Annotated in this window: 17 protein-coding genes and 1 pseudogene; 9 read left to right on the top strand and 9 right to left on the bottom strand. The window is 46.9% G+C overall.

Annotation, left to right across the window (positions count from 1 at the left end; translation table 11 throughout):
- Window positions 1-5: 5 nt before the first annotated feature.
- The 4 genes from BV910_RS03615 to recX form a co-directional block, all read right to left on the bottom strand.
- Complete coding sequence (locus tag BV910_RS03615; protein WP_078146383.1) at window positions 6-2,051, bottom strand: ABC transporter ATP-binding protein; 2,046 nt, start codon at window positions 2,049-2,051, stop codon at window positions 6-8.
- A 22-nt stretch (window positions 2,052-2,073) separates the two neighbouring features.
- Window positions 2,074-3,798 carry an ABC transporter ATP-binding protein gene (locus BV910_RS03610; protein ID WP_078146382.1) on the bottom strand — a complete coding sequence of 575 codons (1,725 nt, stop codon included), beginning with the start codon at window positions 3,796-3,798 and terminating at the stop codon, window positions 2,074-2,076.
- 320 nt (window positions 3,799-4,118) lie between these two features.
- Window positions 4,119-5,759: an L-lactate permease gene (locus tag BV910_RS03605; RefSeq protein ID WP_078146381.1), complete on the bottom strand. Its 1,641-nt coding sequence runs from the start codon at window positions 5,757-5,759 to the stop codon at window positions 4,119-4,121.
- A 48-nt stretch (window positions 5,760-5,807) separates the two neighbouring features.
- On the bottom strand, window positions 5,808-6,620 hold the full coding sequence (gene recX / locus BV910_RS03600) for a recombination regulator RecX (RefSeq protein ID WP_078146380.1): 813 nt from the start codon (window positions 6,618-6,620) through the stop codon (window positions 5,808-5,810).
- 145 nt (window positions 6,621-6,765) lie between these two features.
- Here recX and BV910_RS03595 point away from each other — a divergent pair, with 145 nt between their 5' ends.
- The 5 genes from BV910_RS03595 (at window position 6,766) to BV910_RS03575 (ending at window position 11,831) form a co-directional block, all read left to right on the top strand.
- A complete protein-coding gene (locus BV910_RS03595; RefSeq protein WP_078146379.1) occupies window positions 6,766-7,674 on the top strand; it encodes a TIGR01777 family oxidoreductase in 909 nt (302 codons plus the stop codon).
- A gap of 12 nt (window positions 7,675-7,686) precedes the next feature.
- Window positions 7,687-8,841, top strand: coding sequence for an amidohydrolase (locus BV910_RS03590; RefSeq protein ID WP_078146378.1), 1,155 nt, complete (start codon window positions 7,687-7,689; stop codon window positions 8,839-8,841).
- Window positions 8,842-9,018: 177 nt separating this feature from the next.
- Window positions 9,019-9,585 (top strand): GNAT family N-acetyltransferase, encoded by a 567-nt coding sequence (locus BV910_RS03585; RefSeq protein ID WP_078146377.1) that lies wholly within the window; start codon window positions 9,019-9,021, stop codon window positions 9,583-9,585.
- Window positions 9,586-9,753: 168 nt separating this feature from the next.
- Window positions 9,754-10,443 carry a response regulator transcription factor gene (locus BV910_RS03580; RefSeq protein WP_078146376.1) on the top strand — a complete coding sequence of 230 codons (690 nt, stop codon included), beginning with the start codon at window positions 9,754-9,756 and terminating at the stop codon, window positions 10,441-10,443.
- The gene (locus tag BV910_RS03575) at window positions 10,440-11,831 is read left to right on the top strand and encodes a sensor histidine kinase (RefSeq protein ID WP_078146375.1); all 1,392 of its coding nucleotides are present in this window, start codon (window positions 10,440-10,442) and stop codon (window positions 11,829-11,831) included. The genes BV910_RS03580 and BV910_RS03575 overlap by 4 nt, the downstream gene beginning before the upstream one ends.
- Window positions 11,832-11,856: 25 nt before the next feature.
- On the opposite strand, the gene BV910_RS03570 is transcribed toward BV910_RS03575, so the two are convergent.
- On the bottom strand, window positions 11,857-12,144 hold the full coding sequence (locus tag BV910_RS03570) for a hypothetical protein (RefSeq protein ID WP_015880871.1): 288 nt from the start codon (window positions 12,142-12,144) through the stop codon (window positions 11,857-11,859).
- A 117-nt stretch (window positions 12,145-12,261) separates the two neighbouring features.
- Between BV910_RS03570 and BV910_RS03565 the strand changes: the two genes are divergently transcribed.
- Window positions 12,262-12,468, top strand: a complete 207-nt coding sequence (locus BV910_RS03565; RefSeq protein WP_078146374.1) for a hypothetical protein — start codon at window positions 12,262-12,264, stop codon at window positions 12,466-12,468.
- Window positions 12,469-12,497: 29 nt separating this feature from the next.
- On the opposite strand, the gene BV910_RS03560 is transcribed toward BV910_RS03565, so the two are convergent.
- From BV910_RS03560 to BV910_RS03550, 3 genes are all read right to left on the bottom strand, one after another.
- The gene (locus BV910_RS03560; protein WP_078146373.1) at window positions 12,498-12,905 is read right to left on the bottom strand and encodes a cytidine deaminase; all 408 of its coding nucleotides are present in this window, start codon (window positions 12,903-12,905) and stop codon (window positions 12,498-12,500) included.
- A 92-nt stretch (window positions 12,906-12,997) separates the two neighbouring features.
- Window positions 12,998-14,374 carry a 23S rRNA (uracil(1939)-C(5))-methyltransferase RlmD gene (gene rlmD / locus BV910_RS03555; RefSeq protein WP_074037716.1) on the bottom strand — a complete coding sequence of 459 codons (1,377 nt, stop codon included), beginning with the start codon at window positions 14,372-14,374 and terminating at the stop codon, window positions 12,998-13,000.
- Window positions 14,371-14,580, bottom strand: a complete 210-nt coding sequence (locus BV910_RS03550; protein ID WP_015880867.1) for a hypothetical protein — start codon at window positions 14,578-14,580, stop codon at window positions 14,371-14,373. The genes rlmD and BV910_RS03550 overlap by 4 nt, the downstream gene beginning before the upstream one ends.
- 85 nt (window positions 14,581-14,665) lie before the next feature.
- Between BV910_RS03550 and BV910_RS03545 the strand changes: the two are divergent.
- Window positions 14,666-14,990 (top strand): annotated as a pseudogene (locus BV910_RS03545) (radical SAM/CxCxxxxC motif protein YfkAB); the annotation flags it as partial.
- Between the two features lie 542 nt (window positions 14,991-15,532).
- Window positions 15,533-15,949, top strand: coding sequence for a helix-turn-helix domain-containing protein (locus BV910_RS03540; protein WP_078146372.1), 417 nt, complete (start codon window positions 15,533-15,535; stop codon window positions 15,947-15,949).
- Window positions 15,950-16,056: 107 nt separating this feature from the next.
- Here the strand turns inward: BV910_RS03540 and BV910_RS03535 are convergent, their stop codons facing one another.
- Window positions 16,057-17,577: a recombinase family protein gene (locus BV910_RS03535; protein ID WP_078147893.1), complete on the bottom strand. Its 1,521-nt coding sequence runs from the start codon at window positions 17,575-17,577 to the stop codon at window positions 16,057-16,059.
- Between the two features lie 221 nt (window positions 17,578-17,798).
- Here BV910_RS03535 and yfkAB point away from each other — a divergent pair, with 221 nt between their 5' ends.
- Window positions 17,799-18,983, top strand: coding sequence for a radical SAM/CxCxxxxC motif protein YfkAB (gene yfkAB / locus BV910_RS03530; protein ID WP_078146371.1), 1,185 nt, complete (start codon window positions 17,799-17,801; stop codon window positions 18,981-18,983).
- Window positions 18,984-19,031 lie beyond the last annotated feature (48 nt).

Here is a 19,031-nt window from a genome sequence, read left to right as displayed (position 1 = left end):
CCTCCTTAACTGATCGCTTGTTGTTTACTCTGTAATTCATGCATTCGTGCGTAGACACCGCCATACTCGATGAGTGACTGGTGGTTGCCTCGCTCAATGATTCGACCGTGGTCGAGAACGAGAATCTGGTCCGCTTCCCGAATCGTTGAAAGTCGGTGCGCGATGACAAATGTCGTCCGACCGTACGTGAGTGTTTTGAGCGCATCCTGAATCAATGCCTCCGTCTCCGAGTCGACGCTCGCTGTCGCTTCATCGAGGACGAGGATGGCCGGGTCAAAGACGAGGGCGCGTGCGAAACTGATCAACTGTCGTTCTCCACTCGAGAGTGAAGCTCCACGCTCAATCACCGGTTCATCGATGCCTTGCGGTAGCTGCTTCACGAAACGGTCTGCCCCGACGGCTGTGAGTGCTTTCCATACCTGTTCGTCCGTAATCGTCTCATCGCCAAGCGTGACGTTCGTGCGAATCGTTCCAGTGAATAGGAACGGGTCTTGTAAGACGATCCCGAGATGGTCTCGTACCGCCTGCGTCGGTAGTTTTGTCACGTCCATGCCATCGATTCGGAGGACTCCGGCGGATGGGTCATAGAAACGCATGAGCAAGTTCATGATTGAGCTCTTCCCGCTTCCCGTATGTCCAACGAGTGCGACCGTTTCACCAGGAGCGGCGTGTAGTTCAATCTGTTGCAACACCGGTTTCCCTGCTTCATAACTGAACGTGACATCATCAAAGACGACATCCCCTTTAAAGCGTGGAAGACGTTCCGATGAGACCGGTTCCCCTTTTTCGTCGAGCAGTTGGAACATCCGGTCGGCCGAGACGAGCGCTTGTTGGAGTGGTGACAATTGGTTCATGATTTGTGTCACTGGCTCAAAGATCCGCGAGACATAGTCGATATACGCGTACAGAATCCCAAGTGTCAGGACACTTCCCGTACCGAGCGTTTGAGCCCCGACAAACCAGATGAGTAAGGCGAGCGCCATGTTTCGGAAGAAGTTGACGAGGTTGTGGCTCATCAACGCATCCAATTTCAACAGTTTCCGTCTCGTTTGGAAGTTGTCGCTGTTCTTCTCATTGAACTCGTCATAAACGAGATTTTCGCGGACGTATGATTGAATGATTGGCATCGTTTGAATGCTCTCATTCAACTGCGCGTTCATATCCGCGACGAGTGCGCGGACACGGAAGTTATTTTTTGTCGAGAAACGTTGGAACAACTTAATCCAGACGATGACGACCGGGATGATAATGAGCGAGACGAGCCCTAGACGCACGTCTAGGAAGAACATCGCAATGAGTACCCCGATCATCATGACGACACTTTGGAAGACGCGAGCGAGCACTCCTAAATACAGGTCGCGTATCGTCTCTGTGTCATTCGTGACACGACTGACAATCTTCCCGATTGGTGTCTGGTCAAAATAGCGTACCGGAATCGTTTGAAGATGCTTCATCACGTCAAGACGCATCGTTTTGACGATTTTATGCGCCGATCGTTGTAGGAGCATCTGTTGTCCCCAGTTCAATCCGGCCGCAAATAGTAACAGGACGACGTACAATCCCGATAAGAGAAGGACAGCTCGTAAATCCGTCTGATAGAACTGGAACACGTCGGTCGACGAGAGCGAGACAATATTGTCATATGTCGCCGTTTCGTCCCCTCTTGAAATCGTCAGCACGTCGCCATCGACTTCACGGACGCCTCCGCTCATAATCGCCTCAGGTACGAGATAGTACCCATCGGTCGTTTGTACGATCGAGACCGGCTGAATCACCTCTTGGCCATCTAGTCTCGTTTCTTTCTCATACGAATCTCCATTAAAGGAAACACTACCGCCGGATTCGACTTGAACCCAGTCACGTTCGATGGCGACGATATGCTCATCGATAATGATTTTGGCGATATACGGCCCGGCAAGTTCTGCACCGACCGCTAAAAAGAGTAATGTCAGTCCGAGGAAAATGGAGCGCTTCACTTGCTTGGCATAACCAACGAGTGAGCGGATCGTTTTCTTCCGGCGGACCGGATCTAATTCATATTGATCGATCATGAGAGATTCCCCCTTTCCCGGATTACTCCGTCTCTCCTTGTCGAATAAATTGTTCATAGTACCAACCGTGTCGTTCCATCAGTTGGTCGTGGGTGCCGCGCTCGGTAACTCGTCCATCTTGAAGGACGAGAATTTGGTCAGCATGTGCCACCGCAGAAAGACGGTGCGCCACGATAAAGGTCGTCTTCGCCTCACGGCTCGTGCGGACCGAATCGATTATGCGTGATTCCGTCTTCGCATCGACTGCTGAGAGCGAATCGTCAAGAAGCAGAATCTCAGGATTTTTCAGTAAGGCGCGTGCAATCGACAATCGTTGCTTTTGTCCACCTGACAGCATGACCCCTTGCTCCCCAACGACGGTATCGAGACCGTTCTCCAAGTGTTCGATGTCTGTATCGAACGCCGCGAGATGAATGGCTCTGTCGAGTGCTTCATCCGAAACATCATCCACTCCGAAACGAATGTTATCACGCACCGTTTTTGAGAATAAGAGATGCTCTTGTGACACATAGCCGCTCCAGCCACGGACCGTTTCAAGTTTAATGTCCGAGATTGGCACCCCGTTCACGAGAAGGGAATCGTCAATCGGATACTCCCGGAGCAATTGACGTAACAACGTCGTCTTCCCAGCTCCAGTCGGTCCGACAATTCCAATCGTCTCACCACGCGAGACGTGCAGGACGATGTCCTCTAACGACTCCCGATTCGCGTTTGGATAACGGAATGAAAGCGATTTGAAGGTGATCTTCTCCGGTACATCGATGTGAACCGTTCCGGTTGATGAAACGTCCGGTACCTCATTCATCGTCGTCTCAATCCGTTCCAAGCTCGCCGTTCCTCGTTGGACGACGTTGATGAGTTCCCCGAAGGCATACATCGGCCAAATCAACATCCCTAAATAAATGTTGAAGGAAACGAGTTGACCGAGCGTGATGTCGTTCGTAAAGACGAGATACGTCCCGAACGAGAGTCCGATCAAATAACTGAGTCCGACGAGTAATTTGATGACCGGCTCAAACAAGACGTCGATTTTAGCGACATGCATGTTTTTCGCCATCACGTCATCCGTGATGTCGTCAAACTTTTTCGTATCCGCCTCTTCTTGAACGAAGGAACGAACGACCCGAAGACCGGAGATGGATTCAACGACTTGGTCGTTCATCACGCCGAACGAATCTTGGGCTGCCGTGAACCGTGTATGAATTTGACTCCCAAGTTTATTCATCGACCACGCGAGAATCGGCATCGGCAAGAGTGCTGCGAGCGTCAACTTCCAATCGATAAACACGCCCATAATCGTCAAGGCGATGAGCGTCATGTTGAACGAGTCGACTAATGTCATGACCCCAAATCCCGCTGTACGCTCCACCGCTTTTAAGTCATTCGTCGCAAGTGCCATCAAGTCACCCGTACGATGTTGTTGATAGAAGCGCGGTGTTTGTTTGAGAAGGTGACCAAAGAAGCGACCTCTCAATTTCTTTTCAAGTAAAAAGGCTGTCCCGAAGAGTCGGGCAATCCACAAGTATGACATCACGTACGATAACACCATGATGCCGAGTAGCGACGATACAATCAGAATCAATCGCTCTGTCGTCAAACTTCCTTCACGAATCGCATCGATTGCCTGACCGATAATCCAAGGTGGCAGCATATCTACAACCCCTGTGATGATCAATAAGATAATCGCAATCACGTACGTTCGTTTCTGTCTTTTAATAAACCAATCCAATTGCTTAATCAGTTTCATGACTGATTTCCCCCTTCCGCCCAATCCATCCGAACACGCAAAAAAGCGCACTCCACCTGATTGTGCAACCAATCAAATGAAGCGCGCTTGAAGTAGTCTTCAGTCTTTTGCATGGTCAGGGAAAGGACACTACCCCTATCCAGCTGCCAATGTCACGCAGTTAAATATGAGTAGCCATATGATGTTTTGAGTGTGTTTGTGAGTGCAATGTTGTTCATCGTTCTGGCTCCTCTCGTTTCATAGTTTTAAAATCTACTCAAACCTTAGCAAACTGTTCTGAAAATTGTCAACATTATTCTGTAAAAAAATTGTAACTTGATTTAGTTTAAGAAAAACATGCCTAAAATGAGACCAATGACCCCTGTGGCCGTCACGTAATAAATCATCGGCATGAGCGTGTAACGGATGATGGTCCCTTCCTTGCCGAGTAATCCAGCAACCGATGCGACCGCTACGACGTTCAGCACACAGATCATGTTCCCTGCGTTCGCCCCTGCCATCTGCATCGATAAAGCGAGCGTTTCATTGAGTCCAACCGACTCCGCAACGTTTGTCGTTAAACTTGAAAACATCATGTTCGAGAAGGTCGCCGACCCTGACACGAAGGCGCCGAGCGCCCCAATCCACGGTGCGACAAGCGGCCAAACCCCGCCGAACGTGTCAGCAGCTGCCGTCGCGAGTTCGACCGGCATCGAAGCGAGTCCGGCACCCCCATTTTCAGAATGGATGAATATGCGGACCATCGGAACCGACGCCGCTAACGTGATGGCCGTTCCGACGACTCCAAGTGTCGTCGCCTTAAACACCGATGTCACTTGTGACCAACTCATGTTGTGTAAGAAGAATGTCGCAATAATCGTCAGGATGAACATGAAACCTGGTGAATAGAACGGTTCCCAAGACGTCGAAACTCCTTCTACCCCGAGGATGTTCGGGAGATTGATCCGGACACTGCGAGAGAGTTCGTTTAAAAATGGTACGGTACGGGTGAGAACTAAGAAAATCGTCAAAATGAGATAAGGTGCCCACGCCTTCCACTGTGGTAATTCACGCGTGGTTGATTTGAGCGTCACTTTCTCAGTAGATGGTTCTAATTCATCCACATATCCATCAAACGTCCAGACACGTTTCGGCATGAGAATGCCTTTACGAGCCATAGCAACGAGGATGACGAGACCGGTTAAACCACCGAGCATGCCACCGAACTCAAACCCGAGGATGAGTGTCCAAATGTACGCCGGTACGCTGTACAACAGCGCCGCCACAATCGCGATCGGAAATACCTCGAGTGCAGGTTTTATCGACTTTTCCTTACTGAAGAAACGCGTCAACATCAAAATTAAAATGAACGGGATGAATAGTCCGACTACCATATCGATCAACACCGTCTGTAAGACGACCTCTGTCAAGAAGGCAATCGACTCAGGCTGGTTCACATCTAAAGATAGACCGTTCCCGATCCCGATAAGTGCCGGTGTCCCGACCGCACCAAATGTCACAGCCGACACGTCTGCGGATAATGCAATGACAACGGCGGCAATCGGCGGAAATCCGAGTGCGATCAAGAGCGGTGCCGCAACCGTTGCAGGCGTCCCGAATCCAGATGCGCCTTCAATAAATGAAACGAATAACCATCCGACAATCAAAACTTGAATACGCGGGTCAGGTGTGATGTTGACGAATCCGGAGCGAATCGCGTTCATCCCGCCCCCTTCTTTCATCGTATTCATCATTCCGATCGCCCCGTAGACAATCCATACTGTCGTGACGGCGATGACGAGTCCTTGTAATGTCGCCGCCATAATTCGTGTCGCATCCAATTGCCAGACGAAAAACGCTAAAATTGCCGTCGTCACGAGTGACAAGGGCATGGCTACCGATGCAGGTAAACGCATAATGACCAATAAGATGAGCACGGCCACAATCGGTGTCAGTGCTGTAATCCATTCTAAAATCGTCAATATAGACCCACCTTTTCGTGTTTTCCCCTACCGTAAACAGATGTCCCATCACGATTCTTCTTCAGCGAGTCGATCTAACGTACGTTCAATCACATCATACGGAAATCCTTTGCGTCGAAGCTGCATCTTCATACGCTGTTTGCGCTCGAACGCATCGTACCCGCTGAACTTCCGACTCAACTTCTCAGCCTGTTTCAGACATGCCGCAACCTCGACATCTTCGTCCTCTTCTTCCCAAAAAGTTTGAATCGCCTCTGAAATAATATCAAAGGTAAACCCCCTTTGCATCAGGGTTTGTTGAATTCTTTGTTGCACTTCTGTGGCAGAACGACGATTCGTTTCCAGTTGTTTCCTTTTCACGAACTTTCCGGCCTTCTCGACGAGATCTTCGTGTGAGATTGATTCTAATACGGATTCAACAACGTCCGTTGGGATTCGGAGCTGTTCGAGCTCGCGTTTGATTTTGATCGGCCCACTTGGACTCGTGTTGAATTTCGTCTGGACATACGCTTTCGCGAACTCCTCATCGTTCAAATAGCGCTGCTCGATCAGTCGTGTGATGGCATGTTTGATAGCGGATTCACTTAACTCTTTCTTCACGAGATAGTCCCGTACCTCTGAGATGGCACGCATTCGATACGATAAATAATTGATGGCTAACTTATAGGCTTTCTGAATTTCTTCCGCCTCAAGGACGTCTTGCACAAAATCGTCTTCGAGCTCCATCCCTTTTGTGAGCCCATACTTGATGAACACATCGACATCGATAGCGAACGCGAACTCCTCTTTCCCTTCCCGTTCGATGAAGACGTTCAGTCGGTCTTGGTTCTTCTTCTGGGTCGTGAACTTTGCAATTTTCACAACGACTCCCCTCCATTCCATGTTTCTAACATATCACGTTCAAGAAACGTAGAGGATTTTTGATAAGTTAGAAGAAAGGGTATTCATCTGGATATACTGACTTATACCCATTTTAGAAACAACACATGATATCGGAGGGAATTTCATGAAAATCGCAATCACCGGTGGAACCGGGCTCATCGGTCAACCACTCGTTCGTGCACTGGCCGACGCCGGACATCAAGTCGTTGTGTTGACACGTCATCCACGTCCCCGCCATCGCGGGGTATCGTTTATCGAATGGTTGACACCGAATAGTAAACCAGAAGAGGAACTCGAAGGAACAGATGCGTTCATTCATTTGGCCGGCGCCTCAATCAACGACGGGCGATGGACACACAAACAGAAACAAGCCATCCTTCAAAGTCGAATCGAAGGGACGAAGGAAGTCGTCCGGATCATTCAACAGTTGAAACAAAAGCCACAGGTCGTCATTAGCGGCTCGGCCATCGGCATATACGGTGAAGATCGTTCCATTACGTATTCCGAAGAAACCCCATTACCGACACGGACTAATTTCCTCGGGAATGTCTGCGTCCTCTGGGAACAGGAAGCAGAACCCATTCGTGATTTAGGCGTTCGTCTTGTGACGATGCGCACCGGCGTCGTCTTATCGAATGATGGCGGTGCCTTCCCATTAATGAAACTCCCCTATCAATTCGGGGTCGGTGGTAAAATTGGTTCAGGAGAGCAATGGGTTCCTTGGATTCATTTAGACGACCTCGTCCGCTTGTTCGTGCACGTCATCGAGACCGATTCTATCGAAGGACCGGTCAACGGTACTGCACCTACACCGGTGACGATGAACGAGTTCGGGAAGACGATTGCGAACGTGATGCACCGTCCTCACTGGATCCCGGCACCTGCCCCAATGATGGAACTCGTCCTCGGTGAAAAGAGCGTCATCGTCCTAGAAGGAGCGAAAGTCGTTCCGACGAAGGCACTTCAACACGGTTTCGAGTTCCGCTATGAAACATTGGAACCGGCTCTAACACAACTACTACAAGATGCTTAAGGAGAATGAATTGTGAGTCACTTACTAATCCGAAATGCCCATATTTACCCAATCACTGCCCCCCATTTTTACGGAGACCTCCGTGTTCGGGACGGGAAAATCGTCGAAATGTCCGATTTGCTTGAACCGACTGACGGGGAGCATGTCATTGAAGCCGAAGGAAACTTTTTATTCCCCGGCTTCATCGATGCTCACACCCACCTCGGATTATATGACGAAGGAACCGGCTCTGTCGGGAACGACGCCAATGAAACGGTCGAAGCGATGACGCCTCATGCTCGTGCGATTGACGGGGTATACCCGCTTGACGAAGGATTTCAAGAAGCGCTGATGGCAGGCGTAACCGCCGTTCAGGTCATGCCAGGAAGTATGAACGTCATCGGTGGTGTGACCAGTGTCATCAAAACACACGGTCGCTATATTGACGACATGATCGTCCGTCGTTATGCCGGATTGAAGATGGCGCTCGGCGAAAACCCGAAACGGATTCATAGTATGGGGAAAACCGGTGATTTGACGCGGATGGGGATTATGGGGTTGCTTCGTGAAGCGTTCCGTACCGTCGGGTCGACCAAAACGATCGGAACGTTCGGCAGCCAGATGATTCAACTTGCCCTCGACCGAGAGATGCCGATTCGTGTGCATGCCCACCGCGCCGATGACATTTTATCTGTCGTTCGCTTTGCCCAAGAGTTCGATCTCGACTATCGCATCGAGCATTGTACAGAAGGTCATCTCGTCGTTGAAAAATTACAAGAACTCGGTGTGAAACATGTCACCGTCGGACCGACGTTTACTCGAAAATCTAAAATCGAGCTTCAGAACAAGACGTGGGAGACGTATCGCATTCTCCATGAGCACGGCATGATCGTCTCCATCACGACCGACCATCCGTACACACCGGTCCAATATTTGAACTTGTGCGCCGGACTTGCAGCACGTGAAGGACTGCCTGTCGACATCGCGTTACGCGGAATCACCATCAATCCGGCTGAATCACTAGGTGTCGCCGACCGAATCGGCTCTCTCGAAGTCGGAAAAGATGCCGATTTGGTGCTTTGGAGTCACTTCCCGCTCGACTACTTATCGAAGCCGATTATGACCATTGTGAACGGTGAAGTCGTGTACAAAACGGACCGTGCTGCAACCCATCATGAGGTCGAGTAATTTTCATTATTTTTCATAAGGGTTTTTACGCATAATTTACTTGCTTTTTTAAAAATACTATATAAAATTATCTTGTAACTTCATAAAGCAGCCAAGGCGGTTCGAACAGCGAAGCCAGAAGTATGCTTTCGTTACGACTATTCTTCAGCGGTCTGAAATAGGAGGAGGAATGTAAAGGTGCTCAAATTTCGTGAGCTCACCGACTGCGCGGAGTTGTTCGAACTGATGCAACACCCAGATGTCTTTCCGTATGTCCGTCAAAAGACGGTCCATTTTGACGAGTTTTTATTTAGCACGAAGCAAATCATCGAGCTAGAAGAGCAAGGAAATATCATCTCACGTACCATCACGAACGAGTATGGCACCCCGATTGGGACGATCAGCTTGTTCGATGTCGAATCCGGCTATGGATTCCTCGGCACGTGGCTTGGCAAGCCGTATCACGGCAAAGGTTATAATCAAGTGGCGAAAGAGGCGTTCTTCTCAGAACTGTTCTTCGAGCTTGATATTGAGAGCGTATTTTTAAAAATCCGTAAATCGAATGAACGATCGATTGCGGCAGCAAAGAAGCTCCCGTACGCGTTTTGCGCGAACGAGATCCGCTCTGAACTGCTCGCGGAGATCAACCAAGGTGACGTGGAGTATGTTTTATACGAGGTATCCAAGTCGAGCTTCCAATTGTACTTGCATGCCCTGCACGTCCCGGAATACGAAGTGCCATACGAGGCACAACTCGAAGCATGAGCCAATTCTGTCAAAGAATTGGCTTTTTTGTGGCGTTTTTGTGTGGATTTGATGGAGGGAACTTGTCGGAGCCGAATAAATCTGTTCTAATTCGAAGAGATAGGTATGATAGAAGTATGAGGGATTTATCACAACTCCCGTTAACCGTTTTGCAAAGGAGAATGGCATATGTCAGAATCAATGTTTCGTATCCTCGTGACCGACGACGAAGAACAAATGCGCGATTTACTTGTATCAAATTTAGAAAAAGAAGGGTATGAGACGGTCACCGCCTCAAACGGCCTTGAAGCGATTGAACGCTTGAAAGAAGAGACGTTCCATCTCGTCTTACTTGATGTGATGATGCCGGAACTCGACGGATTGACGGCTTGCATGCGCATCCGTGAGTTCTCAAACGTACCCATCATCCTGTTGACGGCACGCTCAGAAGAGCTCGACCGCATTCACGGCCTCAAAATCGGGGCAGACGATTACATCACGAAACCGTTTAGCCCACGCGAATTACTCGCACGAATCGAAGCGACGCTCCGTCGCACGCACAGCTTCTCAAAAGAACAAGAAGCGACGTTTGATGTCGGGGTCCTCTCAATCGATATCGAAGGACGTACCGTCAGTGTGAAAGGGAAGACCGTCAACTTGACACGAAAAGAGTTTGATTTGCTCTATCTGTTCATCACGAACGACGAGAAAGTATTCTCTCGTGAACAATTGCTCGATCAAATTTGGGGGACCGAGTATCATGGTAACCTTCGCACGGTCGATACTCACATTAAGACGCTTCGCCTGAAACTCGGCGAGGCGGGCGGTTATATTCATACAGTCTGGGGAATTGGCTACAAATTCGAGGCAAACGGATGAAACGATACACGATCAGGAAGCGGATTTGGATTACCATCTGGACAGCCAGCCTCTTCTCAGCGTTCGTGTTTCTCATCATGACGTTTTATCTGTATGACAAGTTCTATATTCAAACGCAAGAAGAACTGCTCATCAATCGCGGTGAGAAACTTGTCACCATCTATAAGGCCGACGGTTTCTCGGACGCGTTCGCCGATAGTATGACGTACACGAACGAATTGACCGAGACGAAAGTGTTCCTCTCCTCCGTTCGAGAGGACACACTCGGCTCCGGTAAAACTTTTTTAAGGCAGCAAGACCTCGAACGGTTGCAGGACGGTTATGCCATCTCGGTGACCCGGAAACATCCGACCGAGGACGTCGACATTTTGATGACCGCATTTCCTCTCATCCGCGACGATGAACTCGACAATGCACTCATTTTGTATATGGAGCTCAGTAAAATCAGTGAACCGTTCCAACCGATTCGGCTCATGATCACGTTTTTACTCGTCCTCATGATCGTGAACTTGCTCCTATTCGGTAAACAGATCATCGACACGATCATCCAACCACTCATTCAGATGAAGCGTGCCTCTCAAGTCTATGCGCAAGGTGATTTCTCCCACCGCATCCCGATCGTCTACGACGATGAAATCGGTGAACTCGCAGACACGCTCAACTCGATGGCGGAATCGCTCGGACTTGTTGAAGAGCAGCGTAAAGAGTTTCTAGCTAACGTCAGTCACGAACTTCGCACGCCACTCTCCTACATCCGCGGTTATACCGAGATGCTTCAAGATGAAACGTTGGACGAAAAAACGAGGGCGCAATATTACGACATCATCGAGAACGAGACGAACCGGCTTCAGCGCCTTGTCACGGACTTACTCGATCTCGCCCAGCTAGAGCGGGACTCATACCCGATGACGAAAGAACCGGTCGTTTACTCGCAAGTGCTTGAAGACGTTCTCTATCGTCTTGAACCGATTGCCCGGGCAAAAGGCGTGACAATCGAATCGGATTTAGACTTCGACTTGATCATCCTCGGTGACCATGACCGACTCGAACAAGTCATCGGCAATCTTCTCGACAACGCGCTCCGATATACGGACGCTGGCAAGACGATTCATGTGAAAACGTTCGCCGAAACCGAATATGCAATTACGGAAATACGTGACGAAGGTCGAGGCATCCCGAAAGAAGATTTAGACAAATTGACGGAACGCTTCCATCGTGTCAATAAATCACGGACACGAAAAGATGGCGGAACCGGCCTCGGTTTGGCCATTGCGAAGCACATTATCGAGCGTCATGAAGGGTCTCTTCATTTCAGCTCTGAAGTCGGACAAGGAACGACTGTCACTGTCGGTCTGCCGCTTCTACCTGACGATGAATTTGATATGTAAATAGGCAGCCGCGATGGCTGCCTTTTCATATGTCTTTCCCTTTATATTGTTCGGTTGACTCTTGCTCGAGTCGTTCACGTTCGGCATGCGTCTGCGGAAAACCGTTCGCCTGCCATTCGGCACGGTGACTCGAATCGAGTTGCGTGAGCCCTTGCTCCGCCTCATCCTGATCCGCATCGACACTTTCCCGCTCATCCATCTTCTGCCACGTATCTTCTTCCTCACGTTGCGAAAGCAGCGCCGCCACTTTTGGTGCAACGAGCGCCGCACCGGCAACACCTAAGACAATCCCCATCAACACTTTCCGATCCATCCTAACCCCTCCTTCACTATGCACTCTTCATTCCACCATTTTATAATCTCAAAACCATTATCGAAAACGTTTACAACATTTCTACGAGTGGAATGGCTAATGGAAGGAGGCGATTGAATGGAAAAGAAACGACCTACCTCGAAACGTCCGTTTGATAATCCAGACGCGGTAGACACGGATAAAGAGAGTATTTTTGACGAGGACGGCATGCAAACCGTCGACCCGATTCCTGTCGAGGAATTGAACGAACGAGTGAAGGATGAAAAGAATAAACGTCACTCGAAAGATGAGTCAGTGAGTGAAAAGAAATATAAAGACAAATAAACAAGCTGCGGACGTTTGTCCGCAGCTTGTTATGTTAAATCCTTCGGTGAAAATCCGTAAGGCAACATCTCTTCTTTCGTCATCACTTTCGTATCACCGTTCAAGTTTGCAAGAATCAACGTGAAGTCTTCACCAGCGAATTCAGCGATCACTTGGCGGCACGCACCGCATGGTGAAATCGGGCCTTCTGTGTCACCGACGACGACGACCGTTTCAATCGCGTCACTACCTTCTGACACGGCTTTAAAAATGGCTGTGCGTTCGGCACACATCGATAGTCCGTACGAGGCGTTCTCCACGTTACACCCGGTAATTTCATTTCCTGATGTATCGATGACGACAGCTCCTACTTTAAACTTTGAATACGGTGTATAGGCGCGTTTGCGCGCTTCGATGGCTTTATGGACGAGTTCTTGTACGCGTTCTTGTGAGATCATAGGATGTTCCTCCACTTCTATATTTGAAAAGAAGTCTGACATCTGAACTATATCGTGAAAACGCTTACGTGACAAGCCTTTTCACGGTCTCGTCAATATTTTTTCTTTTTCTTTTTCTCGAATACGACGACCGACTCGACATGAGATGTCTGTGGGAACATATCATACGGCTGTACGTAATTCACTTTGTATCCCGCTTTCATCAACTGGTCGGCGTCACGTGCGAGCGTCTGCGGGTTACATGACACGTAAACGATTCGCTTCGTTTTAGAAGAGATGATGGAATTGATCAATTGATGGTCCATCCCTGTGCGTGGCGGGTCGACTACGATGACGTCTGGGATCCATCCATCTTTTACCCAACGTGGAATCCAATGCTCGGCACGCCCTTCGACGTATGTGACATGGTTATAGCCATTTTCACGCATATGGTCATTGGCATCTTCGACCGCTTCCGGCACGACTTCCATTCCACGGATTTCTTTCGCATATGGGGCTAACCAAAGTCCGATCGACCCTACTCCTGCATACGCATCGATCACACGTTCTTCACCTGTCAATCCTGCGGCCTCGACCACTTCACGGTACATTTTTTCTGTCTGTGCCGGATTCAACTGGAAGAATGCGCGTGGTGATAAGTGATAATGCACGTCGTCTAATTGTTCATCCATTTTCTCCTGACCGGCGATGTGAACTGTCCGATAACCGAAAATAACACCCGAACGGTTTGCATTGATATTGATATGGAACGACACAACATTCGGCAATTCCATGATGCGGTCGCTCAATTCATCTAAATCAGGGACATCTTCATGTCCGACGACCAAAACGACTTGAACATCGTTCGTGTTATACCCCGAACGGACGACGATTGTACGCGCGTACCCCGTGTCGCGACGTGCATCGTAGACGGGAATATCAAGTTCGTTTAAAATACGGACAATCGCATTGTTGATGTTCGTCGTATCCCGTTGTTGGACCATACAGTGCTCGATCGGCACGAGATGGTTCGAGTTCGGTTTGTAGAGACCTGATACGATCTCACCGCGACGCGTGCCGAGTGGGAATTGTGACTTGTTCCGGTAATACCATGGATCTTCCATTCCGATTGTTGGACGGATATCCGATTTGTCCACGTTTAGTTTCGTCTTTTGACGGAAGGCGTTTCGAACGATTTCTTCCTTATACTCCATCTGCAGACGTGAACTCATATGTTGGATTTGGCAGCCCCCGCACTCATCGTAAATCGGACAAGGTGCTTTGACGCGGTCTTTCGAGTCGTTATCTCGTTTGACGACACGCGCTTCCGCATAGTTTTTTTCCACACGCGTGATTTCGACTTTGGCTCGTTCTCCCGGCAATAAGTTCGGAATGAAGATGACCATGCGATTAAGTGTCGCAATGCCTTCTCCATTAATGCCAAGTCGTTCGACCGTGACATCTTTAAAATCTCCTGTAATTAATTTCAATCTGATTCATCCTTTCGAGACGATTGTTCTAGGTCTTTGGCGTAACGCACTACTTTAGCGCGCAACGAATCAATGTCGGCTAACAGGCGATGTAAATCTTCAGGTGTCGTATGCTCGTCTAGCGTATTGACCGATAGACAGAGTAATTCCGTTCTCGATTTTAGGACGTTCATCTTTCCGGCAGTATCTGTTCGTGATTTACCCATCTTGTAATCGCTCCTTTGGTTCGTGACAAAGAGTTGCTATTATAGCATACTATTTCGTGTAACTTGATGAAAAGGTGGAATCCACATGCAAAACATCTCCCCAACTTTCGACCCTTGGGAAGCCTATCTCGACCAAGTCGAACACGGTCGACTTGTTGATTCAACGACTGGATGAGATCGAACATTTGCGTGCCTTCTCCATCACAGGCGGTGAACCAATGCTGTCTATGAAATCGGTCCGCAACTATGTCGTTCCATTGTTACGTTATGCGAAAGAACGTGGTGCGCGTACGCAAATCAACTCGAACTTGACGCTACCGTTATCTCGCTATCATCTTATTACCCCTTACTTGGACGTTTTGCACATTTCGCATAACTGGGGCACCGATGCCGAAACGGAAGAAGCAGGAGTCCAAAGAGATGACGGAGGTCGAGAAGCTTAAGGAATGGATTGAGTTCCTTTAGATTGGGAATGCAGTGGTAAAAAAATCGAAAGCCTGGGTTCAAGAAGAGGAATCACGACGAACCGAATCATGGCCTAAGTGATTAACGCGCTACGGGCCATTTGTTCTCAAGAGTCTTAATTACAAAAGCATCTTCACCTTATCCCCCCATAGTAGATAGAAGTATGCAACTTGTAAGGTAGCTGAGAGCAATACTCTAAGGTTAGCAACAGTGTTTTTACCTAATTTCATTTCTCCCAAAATGTCCATTTCAAGCTGTTTATTAGGTGTTACTCTTGTTTTCAAAACTGTTTTTCCTAATTAAAACGTGTGGATTTTTACACACCTATAATTAGAATTTTGTTTTACTGTGTGACAGTTTACTGTAATATTCAGTTGAGCCAGAGTTAGCGCAACTTAATGAGAGTAGAGTTTATAAATGGACGAATGCTCTACAAAAAAGTGACGATGATACTTACATATCCATCAAAATTTAGGAGGTAACTTTGATGAAGAAAATGAAAGTGGCCAGTATGTTGGATGTTTCACATAAGCTGATGAATGATATTGTTGTTGGGACAGCAAGAGAATTAGGTGAGGCAGAAATAGTCATCAAATTAGATGATTTGTTGAAGGAAAGAAATATCACCCAAAAAGACTTAGCAATGATGACAGGTATGCGAATAGGAACTATTTCAGAAATTTCAAATGGTAAAGGAATCAGCTTCAATAAGGCTCAAATCTTAGCAATTATGGTGGCTTTGCGCCTTACATCATTTGATCAATTGTTTGAAATCAGACTGCCTAAAGATATTCATGATAAGTACGAAGAACAATCTAATGAGTGGATTGCTGATAGAGAAATGCCTATTGAATTAAAAGAAATGTATAGAGAGAATTTATTGAAGTCAAACAACCTTCAATAACAAAAATACTTGAGAGTATTTATCAGACTGTAGACAAAACGCCCGTTTCAGACGAAATGAAACGAGCGTTTTGTCTACAGTCTGATAGGCTTTCTAGCCTCCTTGGCTCATTTATAGATAATCTGCAACTCAAATGGTCTCTCTTCCCCAATATCGTTTTTCTCTTTCCAATAATATACTCTATCAATAACCTCTCTGAGTAGTCTGTTCGATTTAACAGGCTCAAGTGGCTCATCCATATTCAACAACTGCTCAACCTTAACTTTGAGCTTTCGTTTTCTGTCAACCTCAGATTTGGCATCTGCCCCATCAAGGTTTTTCAACTCCAACTCTACTTTCATCTGAGTCTCTTTAATGGATTTTATCTCAGCAGTCGCCTCATCAGCCTCATAGATGCCCATTTTGAATCCATCTTGAACCTTCTTCTTCTGAGACTCTAGCTGATTGTATCTTAGGGTAAGCTCCTGCTGTTTCTTAGCTACTTCACTGATAAAGGAGCTATCCACTGAAATAATTCCCTCAATCTCAGTATCAATGTCAGCCAACTTACTTTTCAAATCATCCATAATAAGAGATAAAACCCTATCAGCCTTTATCCCATTGTTAGTGCATCTTGGTAAGTGCTTGGTCTGTAGTTTACGAGCAGGACTCTTTGACGAATGGCAATTTAGCACATACAACACTAACTCATCCTTATCCAATGTCTTTTTACCTTTGTAAGAGCCATAGTGTTTACTGAATGAGAGCGTTTGACCACATTTAGGACAGACAAGTAACTTAGATAAAGGGTATACGCCTCTTTGAATACCTTGAGGGACTGCCCTTCTCTCACTTCTGATGATTTGGGCTTGAGTGAAAACCTCAGCAGTCACTAATGCAGGATGCGCCTCCTCTACTATAATAGAGTCCTCCCCTTGCAGAGAATATTGTACAACTCCTCTATAAGCAATGTTTGATAGGATGTGGCTGATGGTTCTGTTAGTAAACAAAGCACCTGTCCTTGTAAAAACTCCTTTCATAGCTAAGGCTTCAGCTATCTCAGCCTGATTCAATTTTTGAATAACATACATATCAAACATTTCTTGCACAACTTCTGACTCTACAGGATGGGGCATAAGATGCTTAAACTCATCCTTAGTATATCCATAAGGAGGATTGCCAAAGAATACACCTTTCTTGAGGGCTTGGATTCTGCCTCTTTTCAATTTTCTTTTAGTCATCCTCATGAAATGGTTATCCATTTCTGATTGGATACCTGAGGTGAAAATGTCATCATCATTCATAAAGTTATACGTTTTATTGAGGGTATAGAGCTGTAGCCCCTCATTTCTCATGAATCGAACAAACAAACCAAAGTCAGTGTGATCTCTTGTCAATCTGTCTTGGTCAGTGACAAGAACGCCATCATAGATGTTACGTTTTAGAGCCATCAACATCCTTTGTAACTCAGGTCTACCTTCCCAATCTTCTGAGCTACCCTCCTCAGAGAAAATTTCATAATCCATGTTGTTAACATCAGCATAATCAATTAACAACTTTACCTGTCTATCAATTTCTAACGCCTCTGAGTCTTTCAGCCGTGATTTCCTTACATAGATAGCGACTAACTTTTTCTGAGTGGTCACCATGTACATTACCTCTCCCCAAAAAATTGTTAACAAACTACCGACATATAATTAATTGTATTACAGTATACTGTAATACATAATATTAATTTCATTATAACAACCTTTTTTGTGGTTGCAAGATGTTTTACATTCAATGAGATAAAAAGACTTCCTGACGTTGACATGATTTTTAAACAACCTGCATAATAGTCAAGTGCTGATTTATGAGAGGAGATATACAAATGAATAGTAATATCAAGGTTAGGCAGACTCCTAAAACTGATGCATGGGAGGCTTACATAGATGTTGTAAAACATGGAAAACCTGTTCTTTCAAGCATCGAATTTACCACTACCAACTTATGTAATATGAGATGCGCTCACTGTGCTGTAGGGTATAACCTAGCACTTAAAGACCCTGATCCAATACCATTAGAGTTTATGCTAAAAAAATTAGATGAGGTGGAGACACTAAGAACAATTAGCATCACAGGTGGAGAGCCAATGCTTAATACGAAACTTGTGAGAAACTATGTACTGCCTCTATTAAAGTATGCTCATGAGAGAGGTATATACACTCAGATCAACAGTAACCTAACTTTAGACATTGAGAGATATAAGATGATTGCTCCTTACCTTGATGTACTACATATTTCTCACAACTGGACAACTGTTGATGAATTTGTTGATGTAGGTTTTGCTGTAATGGACAGAAAGCCATCTAGAGAACAGCGAGAGGCATTGTTCCATAGAATGATAAGCAACTCTAAAGTCTTATCTGAAATGGGAGTTATGGTATCTGCTGAGACAATGCTGAACAAGAGAACCATTCCTCACCTTGCAAAAATCCATAAGCAAGTTGTAGAGGAAATGGGCTGTACAAGGCACGAAATCCACCCTATGTATGATTCAGGGTTTGCTAAAAGTGCCTTTTCAGAGTCGCAAGATCATGGAGATTCTATGTACCCCGCAGACTTTGCTAGCGCTCTCGAATCAGCATCGCTCGCTGATACGCGACAAGCCATCCATGACTTACTCGATATCCGTGACGAGAACGTATGGATGTTGTTCGGAACGTTGCCATTCTATGCATGTTCTGACCTACCTGAAGACCGTGCTCTGTTGAAGCGACTTCATGAAACAAAAAACGTGACCGTTCGAAACGACCCAGATGGCCGCTCCCGCCTCAACACGAATATCTTTGACGGACAGATCATCGTGACCGATTTCGGTGATGAACTCGGTTCACTCGGCACCGTCTATGACACACCATTCCAAGAGGCGTATGATAAGTGGACGAACAGCCAATTGAACGCTACACTCTCTTGTCACTGCCCTGCCGTGAAGTGTCTCGGGCCGAACGCACTCGTTAAACAAGCATATTATCCGACGGTCGATTTCCAATCTCGTAAAGCTACATCGTTTTAAACATTTCGATTCGGGAAATGTTCTGTATATTAAATGAATCGAGGTGCG

The organism is Exiguobacterium sp. HVEsp1, assembly GCF_002009685.1.
GTDB classification, from domain to species: domain Bacteria; phylum Bacillota; class Bacilli; order Exiguobacteriales; family Exiguobacteriaceae; genus Exiguobacterium; species Exiguobacterium profundum.
The sequence above is the reverse complement of the archived record's forward strand: the minus strand, read 5'-3'. Positions and strand labels throughout refer to the sequence as shown.

Coding starts and splice junctions, on each gene's coding strand:
- BV910_RS03615 (WP_078146383.1), bottom strand. CDS start 2,051: ATGATCGATCAATATGAATTAGATCCGGTCCGCCGGAAGAAAACGATC.
- BV910_RS03610 (WP_078146382.1), bottom strand. CDS start 3,798: ATGAAACTGATTAAGCAATTGGATTGGTTTATTAAAAGACAGAAACGA.
- BV910_RS03595 (WP_078146379.1), top strand. CDS start 6,766: ATGAAAATCGCAATCACCGGTGGAACCGGGCTCATCGGTCAACCACTC.
- BV910_RS03580 (WP_078146376.1), top strand. CDS start 9,754: ATGTCAGAATCAATGTTTCGTATCCTCGTGACCGACGACGAAGAACAA.
- BV910_RS03575 (WP_078146375.1), top strand. CDS start 10,440: ATGAAACGATACACGATCAGGAAGCGGATTTGGATTACCATCTGGACA.
- BV910_RS03570 (WP_015880871.1), bottom strand. CDS start 12,144: ATGGATCGGAAAGTGTTGATGGGGATTGTCTTAGGTGTTGCCGGTGCG.
- BV910_RS03565 (WP_078146374.1), top strand. CDS start 12,262: ATGGAAAAGAAACGACCTACCTCGAAACGTCCGTTTGATAATCCAGAC.
- BV910_RS03560 (WP_078146373.1), bottom strand. CDS start 12,905: ATGATCTCACAAGAACGCGTACAAGAACTCGTCCATAAAGCCATCGAA.
- BV910_RS03550 (WP_015880867.1), bottom strand. CDS start 14,580: ATGGGTAAATCACGAACAGATACTGCCGGAAAGATGAACGTCCTAAAA.
- BV910_RS03540 (WP_078146372.1), top strand. CDS start 15,533: ATGAAGAAAATGAAAGTGGCCAGTATGTTGGATGTTTCACATAAGCTG.
- BV910_RS03535 (WP_078147893.1), bottom strand. CDS start 17,577: ATGGTGACCACTCAGAAAAAGTTAGTCGCTATCTATGTAAGGAAATCA.
- yfkAB (WP_078146371.1), top strand. CDS start 17,799: ATGAATAGTAATATCAAGGTTAGGCAGACTCCTAAAACTGATGCATGG.